Raw genomic sequence first — 22,559 nt, 5'->3', positions numbered from 1 at the left:
TGCAGGCGGATTTAATGCAAATTTCATGGCGGGATTTGCAATGTGTAAATAGTGATTTCAGCTTGCACTGAAAGCCCCGTATTTACCGGTTGTCTGAAAGGTGAATATTTGTGGAAATAATCGCACTGTGCGGGGTGAAATGTGGGAATTTGGCCAGCGGAACCGCTGGCCGTGAAGGCGAAATTCAGAGGGGCAGAACGCCATAATTCGGGTTCAGGAGGAGGATTTTTCCTCAGTCACTATTTTCCGGTACAGACGCCTTGGATGGCCGATATTTCCGTACTGCATCTCGACGCCGATAAAGCCCATTTCCACACAATATTCCAGATACCGGCGGCCGGTGGTTTTGCTGATCCCAACCTCTTCAACCACCTGTTCAACCGACCAGCTGACGTCGGGTTTTGCGGTGAAAACCCGCTGAACCAGTTCGAGCGTATTCGGCTCAATCCCTTTCGCAGAAGGGGCTGGCGGCGTGTCGCTGGCGGGGAGGTTAAACAGTTTGTCCAGCGCCCGCTGATCGACCACTTTTACATTGCGCAGGGTTTGCACCAGTTGCATGAATCGCTCGAGCGAGCTGCGCAGGCGGTGAAACGACACCGGCTTAATAATGTAGTCAAACGCGCCGCTGCGCATGGCGTGGCTGCACGTTTGCATATCGCTGGCTGCGGTAATGAAAATCACCGAACAGTCGAAGCTTTTAAGCAGCGGGCTGTCAATCAGATCCACGCCCTGGCCGTCTGGCAGGTAATTATCCAGCAGCACCAGCCTCGGCTGATGCAGCCGCAATAACGAACGGGCCTGTTCCAGCGTGGCGGCAATCCCGACCACGCGCAGGTTAAAGTTTTGCTCGATAAAATCACGGTGCAGACCGGCAAGGTGCGGCTCGTCTTCCACAATCACGACATCGAGTGCGCTGCTGTTATTCATGTTGCTGTCCTGTTGACCTCTCTGACGGATACGGGATAAACACTGAAAATATCGTACCCTGAGGCGCATTGTCTGAGATTTCGATGCTGCCGCCCGCCTGACGGACGTAACCGGCCACCAGATAAAGCCCGATGCCGTGTTCGGCGCCGGTCATCTCATCGCCGCCGGAAGGCTTTGAGGTGACGCCCTGCTCAAACAGATTCGGCTTCAGGGCGTCATCGACGCCGCCACCGCGATCGGCCACCTCAATCAGCAGCTCGCGGTTCCTGTCTGAAATATACAATTCTACCGGCGAAATCGGTGCGCCGGCTTTCAGCGTGGCGTCCACGGCGTTATCAAGCAGATTGCCGATCACTGACATCAGCTCGGTTTCGCCGATGACCGGCGGAATACGGATTAACTGGCAGGCCGGGTCAAACATCAGCTCCACGCCTTTCTCGCGCGCACTGACGAATTTTCCCAGCAGCAGCCCGCAAAGGGCAGGCGACGTGAAGCGTGCCGACACGAAATCCAGTACCGCCTGCGCACCTTCCGACTGCGCCTGAATGTAATGCATCGCGTCATCATAACGCTGCATTTGCAGTAAACCAGCCAGCGTCGCCGTCCAGTTCAGCTGTTCATGGCGCATGATGCGCAGACTATCGGCGTAGCGTTTCACCTGGCTCAGCTGGCTGCTCAGCGTATTAATGTCATTTTTATCGCGAAAGCTGAATACCCATCCGCTCTCTTTGCCCGGCTCCAGCTCAATCGGCACGCGGTTCATGATCACCTGACGCTGGTTGAGCACGGTTATCTGATCATGGCGGCTGTTATTGTCCTGAATGCCGCTTTGCGTAAAGAATGCGGGTGGCGTGTGGAGCACGTCTTCCAGCGGTTTGCCGATCAGCTCGTTTTCCGGCTGACGGATATCGAGTAACTCCCGGGCGGCGCGGTTAATGGAAATCAGCTGCTTATCAGCATTAATCGCAAATACGCCTTCGTACATGGCTTCCAGCAACGCTTTTTGCTGGCGAACCAGCAGCGCAATATCCTTGGGTTCGAGCCAGAACATCTGTTTTTTGACGTTGCGGGTAAACATCCACGAGAAAATAAACAGCAGTAATAAAAGAAGAAGACCGTATAAACCGGCCTGCGCCAGGCGGTGACCATTAATATTGTCGATGTAAGACGTGAGATAGCCGACCGACACAATGCCGATGACCTGGTTATTTTCGTCGAGTATCGGCGCTTTGCTGCGTAATGAAACGCCGATGCCGCCCTGACGCACCGATATAATGGTTTTCCCGGCCAGCACCTCCGCGTTATCGCCGCCAATCATCGGCAGATCTATTCTTTCCGGGGATTCCGAGTGATAAAGATGCCGCTCGCGGACGTCACCAATCACGATATAACTGGCATCACTCTTATCGCGTAACGGCTGGATAAGACGGGCAATTCCCGGCACATCGCGACGGGCAACTTTCTCCGCCAGCCCCGGCATCAGCGCGATTTCGCTGGCCTGAACTCTGGCGCGTTGCCCCAGATCGTGATGCAGCTGGCGGTCGATGATATGAAACAAAATAGCGCCCAGCAGCGCCAGCAACAGGCAGGAAAATACCACCAGAGATAAAAAGAGCTTTACCTGAAAAGGTAATCTTAATTTCATACATCCCGCCAAAAGCCAGCCCTGACACACACATCGAATAAGCCTATCACGGCGAAAACGCCGCCGTAATCTGGCATAAGCGAAGTTGTGAACGAAGAAGATAAATAGAATGTAATTCACGCAATGATTGCAGGGGTAATTGCGGGTTTTACTACTTATCTGATAATCCTTATAAATTTGGACGCATTAACTCCATAAACACCATAACAACCTTTATCCCTGCGGTTTTAATTTGAACAACCTCACATCCGCCCGACCGGCCATTTTCATATGCTCAGACCATCAATAAGAAAAGTATTACCAAGAAAGAGGCAATGTCATGAGCACAACCGACGATTCCTACATCGCTGTCAAAGAAACAAAAACTTCCGGTATGTCTGCCCGGCAAAAATGGTGGCACATTCTGGATAACTACAAGATAGGGATTATCCCGCTGCCGTTTTTCCTGCTGGCGGGCGTGCTGATCCTGCTCGATTGCCTGAACGGCAAACTGCCCAGCGATATCGTGGTGATGGTCGCGACGCTGGCGTTCTTCGGCTTTGCCTGCGGGGAATTCGGAAAACGTCTGCCGGTGGTCGGCAAACTCGGTGCGGCGGCGATTTGCGCCACCTTTATTCCATCCGCGATGGTGCATTACGGCCTGCTGCCGGACGTCGTGGTTGATTCCACGGTTAAATTCTACAAATCCACCAACATCCTCTATCTCTACATTTGCTGCATTATTGTCGGCAGCATTATGAGCATGAACCGTCAGGTGCTGATCCAGGGCTTTATGCGGATCTTCGTGCCGATGCTGTGCGGTGAAATCGTCGGGATGATCGCCGGAATGGCGATGGGTACCGCGCTGGGTTTACCGCCGATGCAAACCTTCTTCTTCCTGATCCTGCCGATCATGGCCGGTGGGGTCGGCGAAGGCGCGATCCCGCTGTCGATGGGCTACGCGACCATTCTGCATATGGAGCAAGGCGTGGCGCTCGGGCGGATCCTGCCGATAGTTATGCTGGGTGGTCTGACGGCAATTGTGCTGGCGGGCGTACTGAATCAGCTCGGAAAACGTTATCCGCATCTGACCGGCGAAGGTTCGCTGATGCCAGCCAAAGAAGGCAATATTGGCAGCGGAACCGATGAGTTTCAGGGCAATCCCGGCGTGAATGCCCTGGCTTGCGGCGCGCTGCTGGCGATCCTTCTGTATATGGTCGGGATGCTCGGGCAAAAATGGATTGGCCTGCCTGCGCCGGTCGGGATGTTGTTTGCCGCGGTGCTGGTGAAACTGGCGAACGGCATTTCGCCGACTATCCAGCACGGTTCGATGACGGTGTATAAATTCTTCCGCACGGCCGTCACCTATCCGGTGCTGTTTGCCGTTGGCGTGGCGATTACGCCGTGGCAGGAGCTGATCAACGCGTTTACCGTGCAAAATCTGCTGGTGATCGTCAACACCGTGCTGGCGCTGGTCGGCACCGGTTTTTACGTCGGAAAAAAAATCGGTATGCATCCGATTGATGTCGCGATTGTTTCCTGTTGCCAGAGCGGGCAGGGCGGGACCGGCGACGTGGCCATTCTGACCTCCGGCAACCGCATGACGCTGATGCCTTTCGCCCAAATCGCCACCCGCATCGGCGGTGCGATCAACGTTTCCGTCGGGCTTTTCGTGCTGGCGAAGTTCTTCTCCTGAGTTCCTTCCGCCCCCTTTTCCGGTAAAGGGGGCAAAAAGGCAAAAATTAGAAAGTCTTTTTTTGGACTCGTTTTCTGGTGGTTATTTTTTGCTCATCGGTTATTATTTGCGCACTCAACGACGAGTCACCCGCCCCGTACGCTGGTCTACAGGTAAGGATGAAATCTATTTCTGAAAAAAGAACGTTCGCATGTTTCGTATTAAAACCCCGGTTTATTTTTTATTACTGATAATCTCTTCTTTCTTTAGCATTAATTCCTTTGCCTTCGAATTGCCAAAGGAATTCACGTCACTCGGGAAAAAGAATTATTCCCATAAAGAAATTTTTAAATTACATAACGAAGCGCCTTTATCCGGTGATAATGGCAATCCTGACGAAATTAAAACAGCATTATTATCCCAGTATTCCCACTGGAAAGGCACTCAGTATCATCTGGGCGGCACGACACACAAAGGCGTGGACTGCTCAGCGCTGATGCAGCACCTGTTCAATGATTCCCTGCATCATCCGTTGCCACGCACGACGTTTGAACAAATTAAAAATGGCAAAAAGGTGAATAAAGATAACCTTCAGCCCGGCGATTTAGTCTTTTTTAAAACGACAGAGGCCGACCGCCATGTAGGTGTTTATATTGGCGATAATCAGTTTATTCATGCTTCTAAAATTGAAGGAGTGACAATATCGTCACTGGATAATCAGTACTGGGTCAATCATTATGAAACAGCGCGACGTCTGGAATTAATGAGTTAACACTTATTTATTAAAAAGGCGGATTAATACTCTCCGCCCTTTAAGGACTGATTATTTATCCGCTTATTTATCTGATGATGCCTGCCACAGATTTAACTGACCGTCTGAGACATGCTGATCAATCGCCGCCAGCTCTTCGGCGGTGAAGCGCAGGTTTTCCAGCGCCCTGACGTTTTCTTCAAGCTGTTCAGGACGGCTGGCGCCAATCAGCACGGACGTCACGCGATCGTCTTTCAACAACCAGCTTAACGCCATCTGCGCCATGCTCTGGCCGCGCTTGTGCGCCATTTCATTGAGCAAACGCAGGCTGTTGAGGTTTTCATCCGTCAGCATTTTTTCATTCAGCCCGCGCACTTTATTGCCTTCCACCTGCATGCGCGAACCGTCCGGGATCCCGTTCAGATACTTACCGGTCAGCAGCCCCTGAGCCAGCGGCGTGAACGCGATGCAGCCCGCGCCGTTTTGTTTCAGCGTATCCAGCAGGCCGCTTTTATCCACCCAGCGGTTCAGCAGATTGTAAGACGGCTGGTGGATTAGCAGCGGCACTTTCAGCTCGCGCAGCAGTTCCGCCATTTTCTGCGTACGTTCCGGCGAATAAGACGAAATCCCGACATACAGCGCCTTACCGCTTTGCACGGCGTAAGCCAGCGCGGCGGCGGTTTCTTCCATTGGCGTTTCTTCATCCACGCGGTGGGAATAGAAGATATCGACGTAATCCAGCCCCATGCGTTGCAGGCTTTGATCCAGACTTGCCAGCAGATATTTGCGCGAGCCGCCGGAGCCGTAAGGGCCGGGCCACATGTCGTAACCGGCTTTGGTGGAGATAATCAGCTCATCGCGGTAAGACGAAAAATCCTGACGCAGCAACTTGCCAAAATTCTCTTCGGCGGAACCCGGAGGTGGCCCGTAGTTATTCGCCAGATCGAAATGCGTGATGCCTAAATCAAAGGCTTTTTGCAGCAGGGCGCGCTGGGATCCCAGCGGGCTGACATGGCCGAAGCTGTGCCATAAACCGAGAGAAAGTGCAGGGAGTTTTAAACCACTCTGACCGCAGCGGCGGAATTGCATGGTTTCATAGCGTGAAGGTGAGGCAGCGTAAAGCATGATGTTTCCTTCTTTGTTTCCTCGTCATATTTCAAGTTGCAGATGCGTTGGCTGCGCTCACTCACCCCGGTCACATAGTTCACTATGCTCCCGGGATGAGTAAAATTGCCGCCTTCCTGCCACTCGAACTATTTAGAGGAAGTAGGGTTATTTTTGAAACACTGTTTCTATTGTAACCCCTGAAGAAATTACAGCAACATCAGAAATCCCAGTCCTCGTCTTCGGTGTTGACCGCTTTACCGATCACGTAGGAAGAGCCGGATCCTGAGAAGAAGTCGTGGTTTTCGTCGGCGTTTGGCGATAATGCCGATAGGATCGCCGGATTGACGTCTGCCATGCTGGCCGGGAACAGCGCTTCGTAGCCGAGATTCATCAGCGCTTTGTTAGCGTTGTAGTGCAGGAATTTCTTCACATCTTCGCTCCAGCCTACGCCGTCGTACAATTCTTCGGTGTAGCGGATCTCGTTGTCGTATAAATCCTGAATCAGATCAAACGCCTGCTCTTTGATCTGCCGCTGACGTTCTTCACTTTCCAGCGCCAGTGCTTTCTGGAATTTATAGCCGATGTAGTACCCGTGGACCGCTTCGTCGCGAATGATCAGGCGGATCAGATCCGCGGTATTGGTCAGTTTGGCGCGGCTCGACCAGTACATTGGCAGATAAAAACCGGAATAGAACAGGAACGATTCGAGGAACACGCTGGCGACTTTCTTCATCAGCGGATCTTCGCCGTCGTAATACGACAAAATGATCGCGGCTTTATTTTGCAGTGCGACGTTTTCCTCGCTCCAGCGATAGGCTTCATCCACGTCCACGGTGGCGCACAGCGTCGAGAAAATCGAGCTGTAAGAACGCGCATGCACCGCTTCCATAAAGCAGATATTCGAGTAAACCGCTTCTTCGTGCGGCGTCACGGCGTCTTTCATCAGCGTCGGTGCTCCGACCACGTTTTGCACGGTATCAAGCAGCGTCAGGCCGGTAAATACGCGGATCGTCAGCTGTTTCTCTTTCGCACTCAGCGTCGCCCAGGACGGAATATCGTTGGATAACGGCACTTTTTCCGGCAGCCAGAAGTTGGACGTCAGACGGTTCCAGACTTCCAGATCTTTATCGTCCTGGATTTTGTTCCAGTTGATCGCTTTACTGACCGGCTGCGGCACTAACAATTGTTTTACTGCGCTCATCTTTAAGTCCTTTCAATCGGTTACAGCGTGCAGGAAACGCAGCCCTGAACTTCGGTGCCTTCCAGCGCCATCTGACGCAGACGGATGTAATAAATGGTTTTGATGCCTTTACGCCACGCGTAGATCTGCGCTTTGTTGATGTCGCGCGTGGTGGCGGTATCGCGGAAGAACAGCGTCAGCGACAGCCCCTGATCGACGTGCTGCGTGGCTTCGGCGTAGGTATCAATAATTTTTTCCGGGCCGATTTCGTACGCATCCTGGTAGTAATCCAGATTGTCGTTGGTCATAAACGCCGCCGGATAATACACACGGCCAATCTTGCCCTCTTTGCGGATTTCCACGCGGGACACGATAGGGTGAATACTTGACGTCGAATTATTGATGTAAGAAATCGAACCGGTCGGTGGCACCGCCTGTAAGTTCTGGTTATACAAGCCGTGCTGCATTACCGAGGCTTTCAGCTCCGCCCAGTCTGCAAGCGTCGGAATGTGAATGCCGCTGTCTGCAAACAGCTCACGAACGCGCGCAGTTTTCGGCTGCCATTTCGTGGCCAGCGCGTCATCGACGTATTTATCAAAATAGGCGCCGCTGGCGTAGGTCGAATCGGCAAACCCTTTGAAGGATTGCTGACGTTCGATGGCAATCTGGTTCGAGGCACGGATCGCATGGAAAGCGACGGTGCAGAAATAGATATTGGTGAAATCCAGCCCTTCCTCCGAGCCGTAATAAATCCGCTCGCGGCACAGATAACCGTGCAGATTCATCTGCCCGAGGCCGATGGCGTGGGAATCCTGATTTCCCTGATCGATAGACGGTACCGAGCGGATATTGCTCATATCCGATACCGCCGTCAGTGCGCGAACCGCCATTTCCACCGTATTCCCGAAGTCCGGGGAATCCATCGCCGAGGCGATATTCAGTGAGCCGAGGTTACAGGAAATGTCTTTGCCAACTTCCTGATAAGACAGGTCTTCGCCGTACACCGTCGGCGAGTTCACCTGCAAAATCTCCGAACACAGGTTGCTCATATTGATGCGACCTTTGATCGGATTGGCGCGGTTTACCGTGTCCTCAAACATCATGTACGGATAGCCGGATTCAAACTGAATTTCCGCCAGTACCTGGAAGAATTCGCGCGCGTTGATTTTGCTTTTGTGAATGCGTTTGTCATTCACCATCTCGCGGTATTTCTCGGTGATGCTGATTTCGGACATCGGCACGCCGTAAACTTTCTCGACGTGATACGGCGAGAACAGGTACATATCTTCGTTGTTTTTCGCCAGCTCGAACGTGATATCCGGAATGACCACGCCAAGAGACAGCGTTTTGATACGGATTTTTTCGTCGGCGTTTTCACGTTTGGTATCGAGGAACCGCAGAATGTCCGGGTGATGCGCGTTCAGATACACCGCGCCTGCGCCCTGACGCGCGCCGAGCTGATTGGCGTATGAGAACGCATCTTCCAGCATTTTCATGATGGGGATCACGCCGGAAGACTGATTTTCGATGCGCTTAATGGGCGCGCCGACTTCGCGGATATTGGTCAGCATAAACGCCACGCCGCCGCCGCGTTTTGACAATTGCAGTGCCGAGTTCACCGAACGGCCAATAGATTCCATGTTGTCTTCGATGCGCAACAGGAAACACGACACCAGCTCGCCGCGCTGTTTCTTGCCGCAGTTCAGGAAAGTTGGCGTGGCAGGCTGGAAGCGGCCGGAAATAATTTCATCGACAAACTGCCCGGCGAGCTGAATATCCCCGCGCGCCAGCGTCATCGCGACCATACACACGCGGTCTTCGTAACGCTCGAGATAGCGCTTGCCGTCGAAAGTTTTCAGCGTGTAGCTGGTGTAATACTTGAACGCGCCCAGAAAGGTCTGGAAGCGGAATTTATGGGCGTAAGCCCGTTTGAAAAGACGCTTGATATCTTCGAATTCGTAAAGGTTCAGCACGTCGGCTTCGTAATAGCCTTCTTCCACCAGATAACGCAGTTTCTCCGCCAGATTGTGGAAGAAAACCGTGTTCTGATTGACGTGCTGCAGGAAGTAATGGCGCGCGGCCAGGCGGTCTTTATCAAACTGGATCTGGCCGTTAGCGTCGAACAGATTCAGCATCGCGTTAAGCGCGTGATAGTCCGGGCTGCGGGTGCCGGGGTCGGTGATTGCTAGTTCTGTCGCTGCCAAAATTCTGTTACTCCCTGTTTAACCTTTGCAACGTCTTCCGGCGTTCCCAGCAACTCAAAACGGTACAGGTAAGGGACCTGACACTTCTGGGAAATAATGTCGCCGGCAATGCAATACGCTGCGCCGAAGTTGGTGTTGCCAGCGGCGATAACACCGCGGATCAACGAACGGTTATGTTCGTCATTGAGGAATCGGATCACCTGCGTGGGCACCGCACCTTTTGCCGAACCGCCGCCGTAGCTCGGGACCAGCAAAATATAGGGTTCATCGACACGCAGTTTTGCGCCTGCTCCGCCAATCGGAATGCGAATTGCCGGCAAATCCAGCTTGCCGACAAAACGGTGAGTGTTTTCCGAAGAACTGGAGAAATACACTAACGGATGCATCCGTCAGGCCTCAGAAGGCGGTTTGCAGCTGACGCAGGGCGGAGATTTTGTCCGGACGGAAACCAGACCAGTGGTCGTCGCCGGCCACAATCACCGGAACCTGCTGATACCCCATCGCACGAATCTGCCAGAGCGCCTGCTCATCCTGAGTCAAATCGACCACTTCATAAGCGATGCCTTGTTTATCTAATGCACGGTACGTCGCGTTGCACTGGACACAGTCTGGTTTACTGTAAATAATAATGCTCATGATTCGTATTTCCATCTAGTAAGAAATCAGAGACAATTTTTGCCTCACCCGCTGTGCCACTGCTTCAGCCGGGAAGAGGCGCGAGATTCGGTGCCATCGTGGCGTCCCGATGCATTGAATACTAGATGTGGTGATTATAATTTTCAACCACACAATATGTAGATTTTCTAAAAATGCTTATTGCAAAAACGACAAAGCCCGCAGGAAGCGGGCTGGCGGGGAGAAACTTTTTTGGTTCTGATTTTCGAGCAGAGATGTGTTTAAAAAATGCACTGCACAAAGTGTGAAACTTACTGGCGCATACCCACAGCCAGACGGTTAAACGCATTCATCAGGCCGATTGCAAAAGTCAGTTCTGAAATTTCCACATCGCTGAAATGTGCTTTCAGCGGTTCAAACGCGCTGTCCGGTGCGCCGGTGGCGGCAATCAGCGTCAGCGATTCTGACCAGGCCAGAGCGGCACGTTCGCGCTCAGAATACGCATGGCTGACCTGCCATCCCGCCAGCTGATCCAGTTTGGTCTGATTCACGTCCATTTTGCGCAGCGCTTTGGAATGCATATCCAGGCAATACGCGCAGCCGTTGATTTGTGAAACGCGCAGGAACGCCAGCTCGATAATCACGTTATCCAGCGGGCCGTTTTCCAGTGCGCCGAGCGCGGCTTTCATGGGTTCCATGACGGAAGAAGACAGAGAGTAGTAAGGCAAACGAAGCGTATTCATGGTGATTTCCTGTGGTGAAATTGGGTGACAAATGGATGCGCCGTGCATCTCAATGACGGCTACTTTACGCAGTATATGGTCTATACTACAGGGCCATAAAAACTCTCTTTAAGCAGGTCATGATGAGCCGCTTCAGCCTCGTTTTTTCCCTCGATCCGCAACACAAAGAACCGCTTTACCGCCAGATTTATCAGCGTGTCAAACGGGCGATCATGGAAGGGCAACTCAGGCGCGGCAGCCGCGTGCCTTCCGTGCGCGCACTGGCCAGTGAGCTGGGCGTGGCGCGTGCGACCGTCGAAAACGCCTACGGCCTGCTGACGGCGGAGGGGTTTCTGCAAAGCCGCGGGCAGGCGGGAACGGTGGTCAGCGCGCCGGACAGTTTATCCGCGCCTGCGCCGTCGCCAGCCGCGAAATCCGCTCCGCGCAAACCGATTAACCCGATGCTGCCTTCCGTCTCGTCGTTACCTTTCCAGCTTGGGTTGCCTGCGCTCGATGCTTTTCCACGTGCAATCTGGTCGCGCATTGTGGCTCGTCAGGGTCGCCATACCGCGATGAGCGATCTGGGCCATCCGCCGCTGACCGGCATTGACGCACTGCGGGCGTCGGTGGCGCGATACCTTCAGCTTTCCCGTGGCTTTACCTGCCGTCCCGAACAAATTTTTATCTGTGGCGGTTATGCGCCGGTGCTGGATCTGATAATAGGCAGCCTGCTGCAACCGGGCGACGGCGTCTGGCTGGAAGATCCAGGCTATCCGGTCACGCAGGCATTTTTCCGCGCCGCCGGTGCCGTGCCGGTTGCGGTGAATGTCGATGAGGAAGGCATGAACGTTCCGCAGGCCGTGGCGAACAATCCGCACGCACGATTTGCCGTGGTAACGCCTGCCCATCAAAGCCCGCTTGGCGTGACAATGAGCCTCTCGCGGCGCATGGCGCTGCTGGACTGGGCTGCAAAACAACAGGCGTGGATTATCGAAGATGATTACGACAGCGAGTTCCGCTATCACGGTCAGCCGTTACCGTCGCTGAAAAGTCTCGATACGCAGGGACGCGTGATTTATGCCGGGACATTCAGCAAAGTCATGTTTCCGGCGCTGCGTTGCGGCTATGTCGTGGTGCCGGAAAGTCTGGTGGAAAAAATCGAGGCCTATTGCCCGCTGCGGATCTGTGGCACGCCGCCGCTGATTCAGGCGAGCATCACCGAGTTTATCGATCAGGGGCATTTTTACCGGCATCTGAAACGGATGCGCCAGCTTTACGCCGAACGGCGCGGTTATCTGGAACAGGCACTGACAGCGGCATTTTCACCGGACGTATTACAGGTTAATCAGCAGGCTGGCGGGATCCAGCTTTGCGCAACGCTCAGCCGCAAACTTGATGACGCACTGATTGCCAAAAATGCGCGGGAACAGGGACTGGCGGTGCAGGCGCTTTCTGACTGGCAGGTTCAGCACCGCGAAACTGAAGATGCGCTGCGGCCTAACGGTTTACTGATGGGCTTTCCCAATATCAGCTCGCAGGACATGGCTGAAAAGCTGGTGGTGCGGCTGGCGCAGATTGTTTCCGCTTCCGTCGCCGCGGCACCAACATTTTCAAAGCCATCATCCACAAAATAGAAAACGGAGCCCGAGGGCTCCGTCATCTTTTTAGCAATCGCGCGGCAATGAGGGAGCCACACGGGTGTTTCAGATAATCCCGACACAGGAATGAAACACCGCAAATTGCCTCTTGCGTTACCGACGTCCCAGCAGGACACCGATAACAATACCGATAGCTGCACCGGCACCCACGCCATACCATGGGTTATCTTTTACGTAGTCGTTCGCTGACGCGGCGGCGTCACGGGCATGCTTCGTCAGTGTTTCACCGTTGAAACGTGAACGGGCATCGCGTAACACGCCTTCAGCTTTGCTGCGGAGTTTATCCAGTTCGTCCTTGGATTTATTTCCGGCAGACTGAAGCACTTCATCCAGCGTGTCAGCCAGCAGGGTTACGTCCTGATCAATTGTCTGTTCTGATTTTTTAGCCATTCTGTCTCTCCTTGTTGTGAACTTTAGCTTTCGTTTTGCTGATGACTAAAGCATAGACCAAAATGTTGTACCGGATGGTTCTTTGAGAACATCGGGCTATGATCCGGGGTGTTTTCAGGCCATGTGGCTGTCAGGAGAAATCAGGCGGGGCGCGGCTTTGCGTGACGCGGCTCAGATTTCTCTGCAAATGCTTTTGAGCGTTACAGCCAATAACATTTTTTGCGCCGTTTTACATTTGATCCTCCCCGAAACCTGTTTATGCTATTGATTCCACTCGCAGCTTTTCATCCCGGTTCTGCCCATGTCTTTAAGTACGTTTCGCTCTAACGCAATGCTCAATAAACGCATTCTGTCGTTCATGCTGTTTACTTTCGTCGTCTATCTGACCATCGGTTTGCCGCTCGCGGTATTGCCAGGTTTTGTGCATAACACGCTGGGGTATAACTCCGTGCTGGCCGGTCTGGTCATCAGTGTTCAGTATTTTTCGACCCTGATCAGCCGTCCGCACGCCGGGCGCTATGCCGATCTTCTGGGGCCAAAACGGGTGGTGATTTTCGGTCTGATTTGCTGCGCAATGAGCGGCGTTTTTTACGCTGCGGCGTTCTTTCTGACGGACTGGCCGTTGGCGAGCCTGCTTTTACTGTGTCTGGCGCGCGTTTTTCTCGGTGTCGGCGAAAGCTTTGGCAGCACCGGCACCACGCTGTGGGGCATTGGTGCGGTGGGCGCGAAGCACACCGCACGGGTGATTTCATGGAACGGCGTTGCGACCTACGGCGCGATGGCCGTGGGTGCGCCGCTCGGCGTCATGCTCAATCATGCGTTTGGCCTGATGGGCGTGGCCGTGCTGATTGTGGTTGCCGCCGCCATTGCCGCCGTTCTGGCCTGTCTGAAAGCCGCGATTTCTGTCACCGCCGGTAAACGCATTGCCTTCAAGGCGGTGGTCGGGCGCATCTGGCTTTACGGCCTCGGGCTCGGTTTTGGCACCATCGGATTCGGCGTTATCGCCACCTTTATCACGCTCTATTACGCGGACAAAGGCTGGAGCGGCGCGGCGTTTACTCTCACATTATTCAGCCTCGGGTTTGTCGGTGCGCGTCTGGTTTTCGGCAACATGATCAACCGCTTTGGCGGCCTGCGGGTTTCGCTGGTGTCTTTCGTCTTTGAAATCGCAGGCTTACTGATGATCTGGCAGGGGCACGATCCGCTGTCTGTTCAGCTTGGTGCGTTCCTCACCGGTTCGGGTTTTTCACTGGTTTTCCCGGCGCTGGGGGTCGAGGCGGTGAAACAAGTTCCGCCGCAGAATCAGGGCACGGCGCTGGGGCTGTATTCCGCGTTTTTGGATCTCGGATTGGGCATCACCGGGCCGGTTGCCGGCCTGATTATTTCCCATCTCGGCACGCCTTCTATTTATCTGGCGGCGGCCTTTATGGTGGTAGTGGCGTGGCTGCTCACCCTCAAATTATGGATGCAAACCGCCACGCAAAAGCCCGCCGAATAGCCTTTTACAGAGCAGGGTTTTGAGGTTTAGATAAATCCTAAATACGCCAAAACTCAGGATTTAGGCATTGTTTGGCAGAGTTATTGCGGTAAGGTCGCCTTGCGGTTAAAGAAGCGAGGAGCAACCATGTATTTACGGCCAGATGAAGTGGCACGCGTTTTAGAAACATCCGGATTTGAACGCGATTATATTGATGATAAAGCTTACGGTTATCGCCGTGGCGAACACTATGTGTATGTAAACCGGGAAGCGCGGTTTGGCCGGACTGCCCTGGTAATACACCCGGCGCTGAAAGAGCGCAGCGAACGTTTTGCCGAACCGACGGCGTCGTTTCGCAGCAGTGATGCGTATAAAAACTTCCCTCTGGATGTCTCGAGCGACAACGAAACGTATTACGGCATCTGCCACGGTTTCAGCTCGCGGCAGATCCTGGCCAGTTATCTGGATAACGTGTTCAGATAATCCGGGAAAACAGCGCTGCCGTTCAGTATCAGCCGGGGCAGCGCTGCCTGATGTTCCTTTCCTTATTTCAACGGCAGCAAAATATCGGTTTGCTGCGCATGTTCCGGTAATTCCTGATCAAGATGCAGATAGCGGAAATACACCGGAAAATCCCGTAATTCCTCTCCGCTTTGCGGCAACCATTCCCGGTAAAGGTAATACACGCTGTCGCTGATGCGGTCATATGCCCCGACGTGCCGGATCACGGCGCAACGCCCGCCCGGCAGGCTTTTCGCCACCACGCCTTGTGGATTTTCGGGCACACGCCCGCCCGATTCTGGGTTTAACTCCCCGCAAACGTCAAAGCGAAAATCTTCACCCGGCGTCACCAGCGGATCGTTGTAGGGAATACCGTATGTCCCGCGCACGGTGTAATCTGACAGCCCCGACGCTTTTCGCCATTCAATGAATTTCGCGACGGTATTGTTCACCGTCATCGGATCACCGCGATGCTCCAGCACCGCAATGCTCACTGGCGCAACCTCAATAATTTTCACATCCATATTTTCCAGCCTCTGCTGATTTTCCCTGCCGGGAAATTGAAAATGCACATGCCAGTCAACCCAGACGGGAGCTTTGCGGAACTCGCTGGGCGTCAGGCCGAAAGTGTTCCTGAAGGCGCGGGAAAACGACTCCGGATTTTCAAATCCGGCATCAAACGCAATCTCAATGATCTTCTCCTGCGGGTTTTGCACCAGCCGGAAAGAGGCTCTTTTCAGCCGCATCAGCGTGATATAACGGCTGACGCTGACGCCGCAAAACTGGCTGAACTGGCGGTGAAAGTGAAACTGCGAAAAGCAGGCCACTTCACTTAACTGTTCAACCGTCATCGGGCTGTCCAGATGCGCCTCTATATAAGCAAACACCTGCTGAAAACGCCGCTGATAAAGATGAGTTTTCTCGTGATTCATTTCCGCTCCTTCAAGGCACTTACTTTGCACGGGTTGCCGCGGGCTTTCCTGACTGAGATTGCTCTTTCATCGTTAAGGCAAAAAAAATGGCCCCGCCAGGGCCATGGGTGAAACACTTCTGAACATCAGACCAGATGGATCTGATTGTAGGTTTCGTTGTAATCGCGACGAAACTGCGCCAGTTCAAAAGGCTCGATGTCCAGTTCAGCAAAGTAGAACAGCGCCAGTTCGGCGTGCTCACTGCTGAGCTGCGGCGGCAGGTGCGCGCGCACCAGAATGTTCCGCCAGCGGACAATATTTTCCGGCGAAGCATCTTTGATAAATGTCTGATAAATAAAAACAACGTAGGCCGCTTTGCGGATCTCTTCAGCATAGCCACCGCTGATGGAGCGGATAAACATCTGGCTCTGTCTTTTGCCCATTTCCAGCAGCATTGAATCAATGTAAACCGGCTTAATTTTCAACAGACTGGCGAGAGAAGCGTTCGCTTTACGGGTGTCTGCCGTCATAAACCAATAACCCACAATAAAAACCACAACAATTGCAGCAAGCATAATCCATATCATTCTGGACTCTGGCCTCCGGCCTTTTCTGGCGTGATGTGAAAGGTGCATGCAACACCCGATGCTGCGAGTTTATCTGCTAATGAAAGGAAATACGTGAAGGTGTGACAAAGAATTTACGCTCCGCGACGCCGGGAGACCTCGCGGAACGTATTCAGGGCATTAATGTGCCAATGTTTGCTGGCATAAATACTGATAAATCTGCTGGGTATCTTTATCCGAACACAACCGCGTGCCGATGTTCAGCGTCGCTGCGCTGCCCGCAGCAACACCGAAGCGCACGATGTCGTGCAGATCAGCACCGGCGGCGAGTTTGAGCGTCATCGCGCCCACCATGCTGTCACCCGCACCGACGGTACTCATTTTTTTCACCGGCGGCGGAACCACCTGGAATGCACCTTGCGCATCAACGGCCAGTGCACCCTGCGGCCCGAGTGAAACCACGACGCGCTCGGCTCCGCCTTCGCGGATAATTTTCTGCGCCGCGGTCAGCACGTCGCCCGGATTTTCCAGAGGCCGCCCGACCAGCGCAGAAAGCTCATTCTGGTTTGGTTTCACCAGCGCCAGACCGCCCAGTTTCAGGCCCGCAGCCAGTGCATCACCGGAACTGTCGAGAATGCAGCGCAAACCGGCGTCCTGCGCTTTGCGGATAAGATCGGTGAGCGCGTTAATGTGCGTACCGGGTGGCAAGCTACCGCTGATCACCAGAATTGAACCGGCAGGAATATTTTCAATTTTTTCACTCAGGCTGGCGAATTCAGATTCCGTCAGCCGCGCACCGGGCATGACAAACCGGTATTGCTCACCGGTATTTTCGGTATGAACATGCAGGTTTTGCCGCGTCCAGTCCTGGGTTTCAACTGTTTCGGTGGCGATCCCTTCATCAAGAAGTAACTGCTTCAGATGCTCCCCGGTCGGGCCGCCAATCGGGAACAGCGCCGTCGCCTGCCCGCCGAGGTGGACAATGGCGCGGGCAACGTTAATGCCGCCTCCGCCCGGCTCAAAGACCGGCGCGGTACAACGCAGTTTCCCTTCGGGATAAATCTTGGGTGTCAGTGTGGCACTGTCGAGTGAAGGTGCCAGAGTCAGCGTAAAAATTTTGGTCATCATCGTTCCCTCAGTTTTCCAAAAACTCCCCTGAGATTAGCATCCTGATCTGATTTTGCAGCCTCTGATTGCGTATTTAGTAAGCGAGATCAAACCTCCTTGCCGCAGAGCATTCTGTCACGGTATGGTCAACGGATGTTCATCAAAGACACGTAAAAAAGAGTCAACTTTTAAGGGAGTAAGCGATGGCCAGAAATATTGAGATTAAAGCGAAGGTTGATGATTTTTCCGCACTGTACGAAAAGATTGCGCTGATATCCGACGGACTGCCGGACATTATTGAGCAGGATGATACCTTTTTTATCTGCCCGCACGGACGCCTGAAACTGCGCACGCTGGCGGTGGATCGTGGCGAACTGATTTTCTATCAGCGACCGGATCAGGCAGGGCCGAAAACCAGCTTCTATATGCTTTCTGAAACTCACGACCCTGACAGTCTGCGCGAAACGCTCACACTGGCCTACGGTGCGGCTGGCAGGGTTATCAAACAGCGAACGCTTTTCATGCTCGGCCAAACCCGTCTGCATCTCGACCGCGTAAAAGGGTTGGGCGATTATCTGGAGTTTGAAGTGGTGCTCGAAGATAGCGAAACACCGGAGCAGGGCATTGCGATTGCTGAGGATTTGCTTGAACGGCTGGGGATCGACCGGCAGGAACTGGTGGATCAGGCGTATCTCGATTTGCTTAATCAGAAAGGCAAACATCACCACGCGTAAGCCGGATATCACGTTGAGAATTGCCGCCTTCTTTTAACCGTTCGGTCATGAAGAGGGCGGCAGCGAGCTTTCGGATTACTTCGTCTCTTCCAGCGAATACGGCAGCGGCTGGATACTTAAATGGCTGGTTGTATCATCGCGAACGCGCAGGCTGGCGTCGGCTTCCAGGTCGTTGTTAAGAACGGCCTGAACCCAGACGGTGCCATCACTGAGCTGAACTGCCGCCAGCACGGTGCCGGTTCGACGCCAGTTTTCACCAAGTTGCAGTTCGAGATCGTCAGCCGGAGCCGGTACTTTTGAGGCTTTACCGGATAACCAGTACAGCGCGCGCTTGTTCGCGCCACGGTATTTTGCCCGTGCGACCATCTCCTGACCGGCGTAGCAACCTTTGGTGAAACTGATCCCGTCCAGCGCCTGAATATTGGTGGCTTGCGGGATAAACTGCGCAGTATTGGCGGTATCAATAACCGGGAAACCGGCTTCAATATCCAGCGCCAGCCACTGCTGGCTGTCGTTGCGCTGCGCCTGCTCCCCCAGTTCTTCCACTACCTGACGGGCTTTTTCCGGGCTGGTGACAATCAGAAAACGTTCAGCGGGCAGGGAGAAATGCAACAGAGTCGTTTCATCCTGCTGTACGACCGGCTGTTCTGCTGTTGGCAGCGTCGAGAATAACCCCGTCAGCGCAGCGCTGGCCTGAAAACCGGCCACACCGAGCAGCACCACGTCATCATCGGCGGTAAACGTAATTTTCGAAAACACGGCGTATTTCTTTATTTCATTCAGCTGCGTGTCGCGCAGATTGCGGCGCTCGATATAGGCCATGCCATCGCCACGTGTGAACAGACGCAGGTTGCTCCACATTTTCCCTTTGGCGTCACAGTGGGCGCAAAGAATGTGGTGATCGACCGGCAGGGCATCGATATCTGCCGTCACCTGACCTTGCAGGTATTTCACCGTATCGGCGCCGGTCATGGTCACCAAAGCCCAGTCTTCCAGTGAAATCAGGGTCAGCGGCAAATGCGAAGACGCTGAAGGTTTTTGCGGTGGAAAGGGGAATGCGTTAGCCATTTTCTTATCCCGGTCAATGAAATGTGACTGATGGCTCATGGTAAAAGAGCCCACCGCCTTTGAAAACAGTTATTGGTGCCTTTTACGGGATGCCTTCCAGAGAATGTAAAGCCAGTGACAGGTTTGCAGCAGGTTTTACGGCACATCACGTAGATTGACAAAACAGGGCACTGAAAAGTTACTTATGACGGCTGACGGCTGATAGAATCGCTTTCTATATAAAAGAATTCTCATTCTGTATCCCAAAAAAAGAGTCTCATTATGGAAAGCAAAAACCAACTGGATATCAATAATCGTTCCCGTATTCACTGGGCCTGTCGTCGCGGTATGCGCGAGCTGGATATCTCCATCATGCCGTTTTTTGAACATGAATATGATTCGCTGCCCGATGCCGACAAAGAACTGTTTGCCCGTCTGCTGACTTGTGACGATCCGGATTTGTTCAACTGGCTGATGAATCACGGCGAGCCGCAAGACACAGAATTGCAGCGCATGGTGGCCCTCATTCAGACTCGAAACAAAGCCCGTGGCCCTGTGGCGATGTGATCTCAGGGTGTCCTGGCGCAGTCAGCTCATTTCACTGGGGTCTTACGGTGGTGTGATGTTACTGATTTTGCTGGCACCCTGGCCTGCCGGCTACTGGCCGGTATGGATGACATTACTTTTGCTGGTGCTGTTTGAATGCATCCGTAGCCAGCGCCGTATTACGGCCCGCACCGGCGAAATTGTCCTGCTTGAGGATAACCGCCTGCTATGGCGTGGCCATGAATGGCAAATTAAGCAGCCGGTCTGGATGATAAGCAGCGGGGTGCTGCTGACATTGCGTCGTGAAAAACGTAAAGGCGGGCTGGCGCAGGCGATGCGCAGCTCAAGACAGCGGCTATGGCTGGCGTCTGACAGTATGGGGCCGGATGAATGGCGGCACTTGCGCCAGATCTTGCTGAGCGGAGATCCCCGTAGCCCGGCTGAACCGGGCTGAGGTCATGACTGGTTCGTTGGCGAACGGCTACAGCAGGGCGTCCATTTCCAGCAGGATCTGCTCGCACCACTGTTGCAGGCGCTCGTCGGTGAGATCAAACTGGTTTACGTCGTCGAGCGCGAGGCCGACAAAATGTTTACCGTCGGCGCTGAGCGGTTTCGGGCTGGTGAATTCGAAACCTTCCGTTGGCCAGAATCCGATGAAGCGAACGCCCATCGGGAGCAACTGATGGTAAAGCATGCCGAGCGCGTCGAGAAACCACTCGCTGTAACCGAGCTGATCGCCCATGCCGTACATGGCGACAATTTTACCGCGCAATTTTAGTGTAGGCAGCTCATTCCAGACGGCTTCCCAGTCTTCCTGAATTTCGCCGAAATCCCATGTCGGGATGCCGAGGATCAGGATGCTGTAGTCTTCCATCTTATCGGGATCAACATCTTTAATGTTGTGCAAATCAACCAGCTCTTCGCCCAAAATATCGCGAATTTTCTCCGCGGCCATTTCGGTGTAACAGGTGCTGGAACCGTAGAAAAGTCCAATTTTCATGCTTGCTGCCATAACGTCATCAGAATACGAATGGCAAGCAGTGTAGCAGATTTGGGCGAATGAAAGGCATAATGGCGGGTGTAGTCTGCACGCAAGCAAAAGGAGTCGGGATGCCAAAACAAGATAATGCAGGCCATCAGGAGATAACGCCTGAACAGGCTGCGCAAGCCGTCAATCAGGCCGATCAGGGCCTGACGGAACAGTTTCTCGATATGCTCTGGATTGAGCGCAATCTCGCAGAAAACACGCTCTCGTCTTATCGTCAGGACCTGAAATCATTGCTGGGCTGGCTGCATCACAACGAAACAGATTTGCTGCACGTCAGCGCCGAAGATTTACAATCTTTTCTGTCTGAGCGCATTGAAGGCGGCTATAAAGCGACCAGCTCCGCACGTTTGCTCAGTGCGATGCGTCGCCTGTTTCAGTACATGAACCGCGAATCGGTGCGGCAGGATGACCCGACGGCGCTGTTGTCCTCGCCGAAACTTCCGCAGCGTTTACCCAAAGATCTGAGTGAAGCGCAGGTTGATGCGCTGCTGGCCTCGCCGGTGGTGGATGTCCCGCTTGAGCTGCGTGATAAAGCCATGCTCGAATTGCTCTACGCCACCGGTTTGCGTGTCTCCGAACTGGTCGGGCTGACGCTCAGCGATATCAGCCTGCGGCAGGGTGTGGTGCGGGTTATCGGTAAAGGTAATAAAGAACGGCTGGTGCCGATGGGCGAAGAAGCGGTGTACTGGCTTGAGAATTATTTCGAGCACGGAAGGCCGTGGCTGCTGAACGGCCAGTCTCTGGATATTGTGTTCCCCAGCAACCGGGCGCAGAAAATGACGCGGCAGACATTCTGGCATCGCATCAAACACTATGCGATCCTTGCCGGTATTGATGCGGAGCGGTTATCCCCCCACGTGTTGCGCCACGCATTTGCCACCCACTTGTTAAACCACGGTGCAGATCTCCGCGTTGTGCAAATGTTGTTAGGCCACAGTGACTTATCAACAACTCAAATTTATACCCATGTAGCGACTGAACGACTCAAACTGCTACATCAACAACATCATCCCCGCGCGTGACGTGCCAGGGAAAAAGGACGAAATGATGAAAAAAGGTTTAATGCTGCTGACCCTTCTGGCTGCGTGTATAAGCTCCGCGGCGCAGGCTGACGATGCTGCAATCAAAGCCACGCTGAACAAGCTGGGAATGAACAATGCCGAAATTCAGACGACGCCGGTCGCCGGCCTGAGCGCGGTTTCCACCGACAGCGGCGTCATTTACATCACTAATGATGGTAAACACGTTTTGCAGGGCCCGATGTACGACGTCAGCGGCAGCCAGCCGGTCAATGTGACCAATAAAGCGCTGGTGAAAAAGCTCGATGCGCTGCAAAACGAGATGATTATCTACAAGGCCAAAAACGAGAAGCACGTGATCACCGTCTTTACGGACATCACCTGCGGCTATTGCCATAAGCTGCATCAGCAAATGCAGGACTATAACGACCTCGGCATTACCGTGCGTTATCTGGCGTTCCCGCGTCAGGGGCTGAATTCAAAAACTGAAAAAGATATGCAATCCATCTGGTGTACCGGCAACCGCAAAACCAGTTTTGATGCGGCGATGCGTGGCGATGACATTACGCAGGCGACATGCAAAAGCAGTGATATTGCGAAACATTTCGAGCTGGGCGTGCAGTTTGGCGTGACAGGCACTCCGGCCATCGTGCTGGAAGACGGTACTTTGATCCCGGGTTATCAGCCGCCAAAAGAAATGGCCGCGATGCTTGACCAGCGTGATCCCTCACATAAAACCGGTGGTTGATT

24 protein-coding genes are annotated in these 22,559 nt (G+C 53.5%); 10 read left to right on the top strand and 14 right to left on the bottom strand.

Going from position 1 to position 22,559, the window contains the following annotated elements:
• Positions 1-213: 213 nt before the first annotated feature.
• The gene (locus tag IV433_RS20965) at positions 214-927 is read right to left on the bottom strand and encodes a response regulator (RefSeq protein WP_195815677.1); all 714 of its coding nucleotides are present in this window, start codon (positions 925-927) and stop codon (positions 214-216) included.
• Positions 920-2,572, bottom strand: a complete 1,653-nt coding sequence (locus IV433_RS20960; protein WP_195815678.1) for an ATP-binding protein — start codon at positions 2,570-2,572, stop codon at positions 920-922. The genes IV433_RS20965 and IV433_RS20960 overlap by 8 nt, the downstream gene beginning before the upstream one ends.
• A gap of 319 nt (positions 2,573-2,891) precedes the next feature.
• Between IV433_RS20960 and IV433_RS20955 the strand changes: the two genes are divergently transcribed.
• Positions 2,892-4,247, top strand: a complete 1,356-nt coding sequence (locus IV433_RS20955) for a 2-hydroxycarboxylate transporter family protein (RefSeq protein WP_195815679.1) — start codon at positions 2,892-2,894, stop codon at positions 4,245-4,247.
• A 190-nt stretch (positions 4,248-4,437) separates the two neighbouring features.
• Entirely contained in the window at positions 4,438-4,998 is a 561-nt protein-coding gene (locus IV433_RS20950; protein WP_195815680.1) for an NlpC/P60 family protein, read from the top strand.
• A gap of 63 nt (positions 4,999-5,061) precedes the next feature.
• Here the strand turns inward: IV433_RS20950 and mgrA are convergent, their stop codons facing one another.
• From mgrA to IV433_RS20920, 6 genes are all read right to left on the bottom strand, one after another.
• The gene (gene mgrA, locus IV433_RS20945; RefSeq protein ID WP_195815681.1) at positions 5,062-6,102 is read right to left on the bottom strand and encodes an L-glyceraldehyde 3-phosphate reductase; all 1,041 of its coding nucleotides are present in this window, start codon (positions 6,100-6,102) and stop codon (positions 5,062-5,064) included.
• A 199-nt stretch (positions 6,103-6,301) separates the two neighbouring features.
• A complete protein-coding gene (gene nrdF, locus IV433_RS20940; RefSeq protein ID WP_013574094.1) occupies positions 6,302-7,285 on the bottom strand; it encodes a class 1b ribonucleoside-diphosphate reductase subunit beta in 984 nt (327 codons plus the stop codon).
• Between the two features lie 20 nt (positions 7,286-7,305).
• Positions 7,306-9,468 (bottom strand): class 1b ribonucleoside-diphosphate reductase subunit alpha, encoded by a 2,163-nt coding sequence (gene nrdE, locus IV433_RS20935; RefSeq protein ID WP_195815682.1) that lies wholly within the window; start codon positions 9,466-9,468, stop codon positions 7,306-7,308.
• Positions 9,450-9,854: a class Ib ribonucleoside-diphosphate reductase assembly flavoprotein NrdI gene (nrdI, locus tag IV433_RS20930; protein ID WP_195815683.1), complete on the bottom strand. Its 405-nt coding sequence runs from the start codon at positions 9,852-9,854 to the stop codon at positions 9,450-9,452. The genes nrdE and nrdI overlap by 19 nt, the downstream gene beginning before the upstream one ends.
• A 10-nt stretch (positions 9,855-9,864) precedes the next feature.
• On the bottom strand, positions 9,865-10,104 hold the full coding sequence (gene nrdH, locus IV433_RS20925) for a glutaredoxin-like protein NrdH (RefSeq protein WP_195815684.1): 240 nt from the start codon (positions 10,102-10,104) through the stop codon (positions 9,865-9,867).
• A gap of 290 nt (positions 10,105-10,394) precedes the next feature.
• On the bottom strand, positions 10,395-10,826 hold the full coding sequence (locus IV433_RS20920; RefSeq protein WP_195815685.1) for a carboxymuconolactone decarboxylase family protein: 432 nt from the start codon (positions 10,824-10,826) through the stop codon (positions 10,395-10,397).
• 119 nt (positions 10,827-10,945) lie between these two features.
• Between IV433_RS20920 and pdxR the strand changes: the two genes are divergently transcribed.
• Positions 10,946-12,439 (top strand): MocR-like pyridoxine biosynthesis transcription factor PdxR, encoded by a 1,494-nt coding sequence (gene pdxR / locus IV433_RS20915; protein WP_195815686.1) that lies wholly within the window; start codon positions 10,946-10,948, stop codon positions 12,437-12,439.
• 117 nt (positions 12,440-12,556) lie between these two features.
• On the opposite strand, the gene IV433_RS20910 is transcribed toward pdxR, so the two are convergent.
• Entirely contained in the window at positions 12,557-12,853 is a 297-nt protein-coding gene (locus tag IV433_RS20910) for a DUF883 family protein (protein ID WP_152324869.1), read from the bottom strand.
• A gap of 301 nt (positions 12,854-13,154) precedes the next feature.
• On the opposite strand from IV433_RS20910, the gene IV433_RS20905 reads away from it, so the two are divergent.
• Together IV433_RS20905 and IV433_RS20900 are read left to right on the top strand one after the other, a co-directional pair.
• Positions 13,155-14,351: an MFS transporter gene (locus tag IV433_RS20905; protein ID WP_195815687.1), complete on the top strand. Its 1,197-nt coding sequence runs from the start codon at positions 13,155-13,157 to the stop codon at positions 14,349-14,351.
• Between the two features lie 126 nt (positions 14,352-14,477).
• Positions 14,478-14,813, top strand: coding sequence for a DUF2002 family protein (locus IV433_RS20900; protein WP_152324871.1), 336 nt, complete (start codon positions 14,478-14,480; stop codon positions 14,811-14,813).
• A gap of 62 nt (positions 14,814-14,875) precedes the next feature.
• Here IV433_RS20900 and IV433_RS20895 read toward each other — a convergent pair whose 3' ends face one another.
• The 3 genes from IV433_RS20895 to pfkB all read right to left on the bottom strand — a co-directional run bounded on the left by IV433_RS20895 (position 14,876) and on the right by pfkB (position 17,433).
• Positions 14,876-15,763 (bottom strand): AraC family transcriptional regulator, encoded by an 888-nt coding sequence (locus tag IV433_RS20895; protein WP_195815688.1) that lies wholly within the window; start codon positions 15,761-15,763, stop codon positions 14,876-14,878.
• A 125-nt stretch (positions 15,764-15,888) separates the two neighbouring features.
• Positions 15,889-16,329, bottom strand: a complete 441-nt coding sequence (locus tag IV433_RS20890) for a DUF1198 domain-containing protein (RefSeq protein WP_152324873.1) — start codon at positions 16,327-16,329, stop codon at positions 15,889-15,891.
• A 159-nt stretch (positions 16,330-16,488) separates the two neighbouring features.
• Positions 16,489-17,433 (bottom strand): 6-phosphofructokinase II, encoded by a 945-nt coding sequence (gene pfkB, locus IV433_RS20885; protein ID WP_195815780.1) that lies wholly within the window; start codon positions 17,431-17,433, stop codon positions 16,489-16,491.
• A 185-nt stretch (positions 17,434-17,618) separates the two neighbouring features.
• On the opposite strand from pfkB, the gene IV433_RS20880 reads away from it, so the two are divergent.
• On the top strand, positions 17,619-18,149 hold the full coding sequence (locus tag IV433_RS20880; RefSeq protein ID WP_195815689.1) for a class IV adenylate cyclase: 531 nt from the start codon (positions 17,619-17,621) through the stop codon (positions 18,147-18,149).
• 75 nt (positions 18,150-18,224) lie between these two features.
• Here the strand turns inward: IV433_RS20880 and ygfZ are convergent, their stop codons facing one another.
• Entirely contained in the window at positions 18,225-19,217 is a 993-nt protein-coding gene (gene ygfZ / locus IV433_RS20875) for a tRNA-modifying protein YgfZ (RefSeq protein ID WP_195815690.1), read from the bottom strand.
• Positions 19,218-19,496: 279 nt separating this feature from the next.
• Here ygfZ and sdhE point away from each other — a divergent pair, with 279 nt between their 5' ends.
• Positions 19,497-19,763, top strand: coding sequence for an FAD assembly factor SdhE (sdhE, locus tag IV433_RS20870; RefSeq protein ID WP_152324902.1), 267 nt, complete (start codon positions 19,497-19,499; stop codon positions 19,761-19,763).
• Positions 19,744-20,196 carry a protein YgfX gene (locus IV433_RS20865; protein ID WP_152324876.1) on the top strand — a complete coding sequence of 151 codons (453 nt, stop codon included), beginning with the start codon at positions 19,744-19,746 and terminating at the stop codon, positions 20,194-20,196. Before sdhE ends, IV433_RS20865 begins: the two co-directional genes overlap by 20 nt.
• Positions 20,197-20,223: 27 nt before the next feature.
• On the opposite strand, the gene fldB is transcribed toward IV433_RS20865, so the two are convergent.
• Entirely contained in the window at positions 20,224-20,742 is a 519-nt protein-coding gene (gene fldB / locus IV433_RS20860) for a flavodoxin FldB (protein ID WP_195815691.1), read from the bottom strand.
• A gap of 110 nt (positions 20,743-20,852) precedes the next feature.
• Between fldB and xerD the strand changes: the two genes are divergently transcribed.
• Together xerD and dsbC are read left to right on the top strand one after the other, a co-directional pair.
• Positions 20,853-21,812 carry a site-specific tyrosine recombinase XerD gene (gene xerD, locus IV433_RS20855; RefSeq protein ID WP_195815692.1) on the top strand — a complete coding sequence of 320 codons (960 nt, stop codon included), beginning with the start codon at positions 20,853-20,855 and terminating at the stop codon, positions 21,810-21,812.
• Between the two features lie 25 nt (positions 21,813-21,837).
• Positions 21,838-22,557: a bifunctional protein-disulfide isomerase/oxidoreductase DsbC gene (dsbC, locus tag IV433_RS20850; RefSeq protein ID WP_195815693.1), complete on the top strand. Its 720-nt coding sequence runs from the start codon at positions 21,838-21,840 to the stop codon at positions 22,555-22,557.
• Positions 22,558-22,559: the final 2 nt, after the last annotated feature.

The sequence above is a fragment of the Rahnella laticis genome (assembly GCF_015644585.1).
Classification (GTDB): Bacteria; Pseudomonadota; Gammaproteobacteria; order Enterobacterales; family Enterobacteriaceae; genus Rahnella; species Rahnella laticis.
This window is presented reverse-complemented; position numbering and strand designations above follow the sequence as displayed.

Bases quoted from the DNA above. Each gene is read 5' to 3' on its own strand.
- IV433_RS20965 (WP_195815677.1), bottom strand. From the start codon at position 927: ATGAATAACAGCAGCGCACTCGATGTCGTGATTGTGGAAGACGAGCCG.
- IV433_RS20960 (WP_195815678.1), bottom strand. From the start codon at position 2,572: ATGAAATTAAGATTACCTTTTCAGGTAAAGCTCTTTTTATCTCTGGTG.
- IV433_RS20955 (WP_195815679.1), top strand. From the start codon at position 2,892: ATGAGCACAACCGACGATTCCTACATCGCTGTCAAAGAAACAAAAACT.
- IV433_RS20950 (WP_195815680.1), top strand. From the start codon at position 4,438: ATGTTTCGTATTAAAACCCCGGTTTATTTTTTATTACTGATAATCTCT.
- mgrA (WP_195815681.1), bottom strand. From the start codon at position 6,102: ATGCTTTACGCTGCCTCACCTTCACGCTATGAAACCATGCAATTCCGC.
- nrdF (WP_013574094.1), bottom strand. From the start codon at position 7,285: ATGAGCGCAGTAAAACAATTGTTAGTGCCGCAGCCGGTCAGTAAAGCG.
- nrdI (WP_195815683.1), bottom strand. From the start codon at position 9,854: ATGCATCCGTTAGTGTATTTCTCCAGTTCTTCGGAAAACACTCACCGT.
- nrdH (WP_195815684.1), bottom strand. From the start codon at position 10,104: ATGAGCATTATTATTTACAGTAAACCAGACTGTGTCCAGTGCAACGCG.
- IV433_RS20920 (WP_195815685.1), bottom strand. From the start codon at position 10,826: ATGAATACGCTTCGTTTGCCTTACTACTCTCTGTCTTCTTCCGTCATG.
- pdxR (WP_195815686.1), top strand. From the start codon at position 10,946: ATGATGAGCCGCTTCAGCCTCGTTTTTTCCCTCGATCCGCAACACAAA.
- IV433_RS20910 (WP_152324869.1), bottom strand. From the start codon at position 12,853: ATGGCTAAAAAATCAGAACAGACAATTGATCAGGACGTAACCCTGCTG.
- IV433_RS20905 (WP_195815687.1), top strand. From the start codon at position 13,155: ATGTCTTTAAGTACGTTTCGCTCTAACGCAATGCTCAATAAACGCATT.
- IV433_RS20900 (WP_152324871.1), top strand. From the start codon at position 14,478: ATGTATTTACGGCCAGATGAAGTGGCACGCGTTTTAGAAACATCCGGA.
- IV433_RS20895 (WP_195815688.1), bottom strand. From the start codon at position 15,763: ATGAATCACGAGAAAACTCATCTTTATCAGCGGCGTTTTCAGCAGGTG.
- IV433_RS20890 (WP_152324873.1), bottom strand. From the start codon at position 16,329: ATGATATGGATTATGCTTGCTGCAATTGTTGTGGTTTTTATTGTGGGT.
- pfkB (WP_195815780.1), bottom strand. From the start codon at position 17,433: ATGACCAAAATTTTTACGCTGACTCTGGCACCTTCACTCGACAGTGCC.
- IV433_RS20880 (WP_195815689.1), top strand. From the start codon at position 17,619: ATGGCCAGAAATATTGAGATTAAAGCGAAGGTTGATGATTTTTCCGCA.
- ygfZ (WP_195815690.1), bottom strand. From the start codon at position 19,217: ATGGCTAACGCATTCCCCTTTCCACCGCAAAAACCTTCAGCGTCTTCG.
- fldB (WP_195815691.1), bottom strand. From the start codon at position 20,742: ATGAAAATTGGACTTTTCTACGGTTCCAGCACCTGTTACACCGAAATG.
- xerD (WP_195815692.1), top strand. From the start codon at position 20,853: ATGCCAAAACAAGATAATGCAGGCCATCAGGAGATAACGCCTGAACAG.
- dsbC (WP_195815693.1), top strand. From the start codon at position 21,838: ATGAAAAAAGGTTTAATGCTGCTGACCCTTCTGGCTGCGTGTATAAGC.